Consider the following 2,738-nt stretch of genomic DNA (forward strand, 5'->3'; position numbering starts at 1 on the left):
GCGCCAAGCTGGAGCCCTATCCGGTGGTCAACACCAATCTCGGCAATGGCGGCTGGCTGACCAAGCCGGAAGCGTTGCGCGTGCTTTTGACCGAATACAGCAAATATGTGCTCGCGCTGGCGCGCGGCATCGTCCCGCTGCGCCAGACCGCCGACGGCATCGCCCTGGCGGAAGCCTCCGTGGTCAAGAGCGAGAAGCCGCCGGCCCGCATTACCCCGTAGCGGCGACCCCGCGCAGGCGCTCGACCTCCTGTTCGAGGCTCGCGATGCGCCGGTCGCGTTCGGCCAGCGCCGCTGCCACGTCGGCCGCCTCGAAGCGCTGCGGAATGTGCTGCGGGCAATTGGCATCCCAGGTCGAGACGTTGAACAAGATGACCTGCTCGGGACGCGCCTTGTAGCCTCGCGGCATCAGGCTCGCCGTCAGTTCGGCGTCGCCCTCGACGACACGCGCCCTGCCCCAGACCTTGATGCGCTGACGGTGGGCATAGTCGATCAGGAACAGGAAAGCTTGCGCATTGTCGGCGAGATTGCCCTGGGTGATGAATTGCCTGTTGCCCGTGAAGTCGGCGAAGCCGATCGTCTTCTCGTCGAGCACCTTGAGGAAGCCGGCCGGTCCGCCGCGATGCTGGATGTAGGGCTGACCCTCACCATTGGCGGTCGCCAGGAAGACGCTGGTCTGCGCCGCGATGAAAGCGGCAAGGTCGGGCGTGATGACATCCCGCCAGCCGCCGCGCTCCTCGACGCGGGAATAGGCTTCGCGCGAGCCTTTACGTGCCTGGATCGCCTTGACGCTCGGCGTGAAGGCGACGTCGCTGGCGAAAGCATGGGCGTTCATATGGCGCTGTCCTCCAAAACTGGTGATGCACCCAAACATAAGCCTTCCATATTTCGGATACAGATGGCATATCTGGAATAGCACCTTCCATTTCCTGGAAGATCCATGGATCGCCTCGAGGCCATGTCGCTTTTCGTCGCCGCAGTGGAGGCCGGCAGCCTTTCTGCCGCGGCGCGCCATTTAGGCATGCCGCTGGCCACGGTCAGCCGCAAGGTTTCGGAATTGGAGCGGCATCTCAACACGCGCCTTCTCAACCGCTCGGCGCGGCGGCTGACACCGACCGATGCCGGGCAGGCCTACCTCGCTGCCTGCCGCCGCATCCTGGACGAGGTCGGCGAGGCCGAGCGCGCCGCCGCCGGCGAATACAGCACGCCCAGGGGCGAACTGGTCGTCACCGCGCCGATCGTCTTCGGCCGCCTGCACGTGCTGACGGTGGTAACTGATTTCCTCGCCGCCTATCCCGAGGTGGATATCCGGCTGACGCTGTCGGACCAGATAACCCATCTGCTCGACGAGCATATCGACCTTGCCGTGCGTATCGGTGACCTGCCCGACTCCAGCCTTGTCGCCATCCGTGTCGGCGCGATCCGCCGTGTCGTCTGCGCAAGCCCTGCCTATCTTGCCGCGCATGGCACACCGCAGACCCCGGGAGCCTTGGCCGCGCACAGCTGCATTACGTTCGAGAACCTCTCAGCCCCCACCACCTGGACCTTCGCCGACGGCAAGAGCGAGGTAGCCGTGCCGGTCCGCTCCCGGCTTCGCGTCAACACCGCGGAAGCCGCCATCGACGCCGCGATCGGCGGTGTCGGATTGACCAAGGTTCTGTCCTACCAGGTCGCGGTTGCCGTGCGTTCCGGCGCGCTGCAGGCCGTGCTGCGGGAGTTCGAGCCGCCGCCATGGCCGGTGAGCCTCGTCCATGCCGGCCAGGGCCTGCTGCCGGTCAAGCTGCGCGCCTTCCTCGATTTCGCCGCCCCCCGCCTGAAGGAGCGTCTCACGCAGGCAATGTGGTAGGCTCGGGAATCGGGATTGTCCCGACCTCGGCCCGTTTCCTTTTTGCCCGCGCTTGGTGTAACCAACGCACTCGTTCTCACCGGGCCCTTCCCGCATGCTCTATGTCCGCTCGCTGGCGTTCAACTTCGTCTTCTATGTCAGCCTGGTCGTCCAGATGATCCTCTGGACCCCGTACTATTTCCTGTCGCCGCGTCACCGGGCCTGGTTCGTGCCGAAATTCTGGTCGCGGAGCTGCATGTGGCTCTACGACAAGATCGCCGGCACGAAGAGCGAAATCACAGGCGTCGAGAACTTGCCCGAAGGGTCCTTCATCCTGGCGCCGAAGCATCAGTCCTTCTGGGATGCGATCGCCTTTTTCCCTTATCTCGATGACGCGCTTTACATCCTGAAGCGGGAGCTGACCTGGATCCCCTTCTTCGGCTGGTACATCATGAAGATGCGCATGATCCCGGTTGACCGCGGCAGTCGCTCCAAGGCGCTGAAGGCGGTCGTCGCCGCCACCAGAGCGGAAATGGACCGCAATCCGCGCCAGCTCATCATCTACCCCGAAGGCACGCGCCGCGCTCCGGGCGACGAGCCGGCCTACAAATACGGCATCGTCGAGATCTATTCGCAGCTTGGCGTCCCGGTGGTGCCCGTCGCCCACGTCGCCGGCCTCTACTGGCCGCGCCGCAAATTCCTGCGCTATCCCGGCACCATCAAGGCCCGCTTCCTGCCGCCGATCCCGCCGGGACTGGCCAAGGACGAGTTCATGCAGCGGCTGATCGGCGAGACCGAGGCAGCCTGCGACCAACTCCTCGTCGAGGCCTCGCGCGCGCCGAACCCGCCGCCAATGCCGCCGACGGCGGCGAAGCGGCTGGCCGCGCTTGCGGCCGCCGCAAAGGCGAAGGCCT

Annotated in this window: 3 protein-coding genes and 1 pseudogene; 3 read left to right on the forward strand and 1 reads right to left on the reverse strand. The window is 65.5% G+C overall.

What is annotated here, in order from left to right; genetic code table 11:
- Positions 1-221: pseudogene (locus tag EN781_RS30245) on the forward strand (hypothetical protein); the annotation flags it as partial.
- Here EN781_RS30245 and EN781_RS30250 read toward each other — a convergent pair.
- The gene (locus EN781_RS30250; RefSeq protein ID WP_126058086.1) at positions 211-834 is read right to left on the reverse strand and encodes a pyridoxamine 5'-phosphate oxidase family protein; all 624 of its coding nucleotides are present in this window, start codon (positions 832-834) and stop codon (positions 211-213) included. The pseudogene EN781_RS30245 and the gene EN781_RS30250 overlap by 11 nt on opposite strands.
- Positions 835-939: 105 nt before the next feature.
- Here EN781_RS30250 and EN781_RS30255 point away from each other — a divergent pair, with 105 nt between their 5' ends.
- Together EN781_RS30255 and EN781_RS30260 are read left to right on the forward strand one after the other, a co-directional pair.
- Positions 940-1,845, forward strand: coding sequence for a LysR family transcriptional regulator (locus EN781_RS30255; protein WP_127400626.1), 906 nt, complete (start codon positions 940-942; stop codon positions 1,843-1,845).
- Between the two features lie 94 nt (positions 1,846-1,939).
- On the forward strand, positions 1,940-2,738 hold a 799-nt coding region (locus EN781_RS30260), incomplete at its 3' end, for a 1-acyl-sn-glycerol-3-phosphate acyltransferase (protein ID WP_145965714.1).

It is taken from the genome of Mesorhizobium sp. M4A.F.Ca.ET.090.04.2.1, assembly GCF_003999085.1.
GTDB lineage: Bacteria > Pseudomonadota > Alphaproteobacteria > Rhizobiales > Rhizobiaceae > Mesorhizobium.

What these genes read in the sequence shown, in the direction of transcription:
- EN781_RS30250 (WP_126058086.1), bottom strand. Translation starts at nt 834, where the DNA reads ATGAACGCCCATGCTTTCGCCAGCGACGTCGCCTTCACGCCGAGCGTC.
- EN781_RS30255 (WP_127400626.1), top strand. Translation starts at nt 940, where the DNA reads ATGGATCGCCTCGAGGCCATGTCGCTTTTCGTCGCCGCAGTGGAGGCC.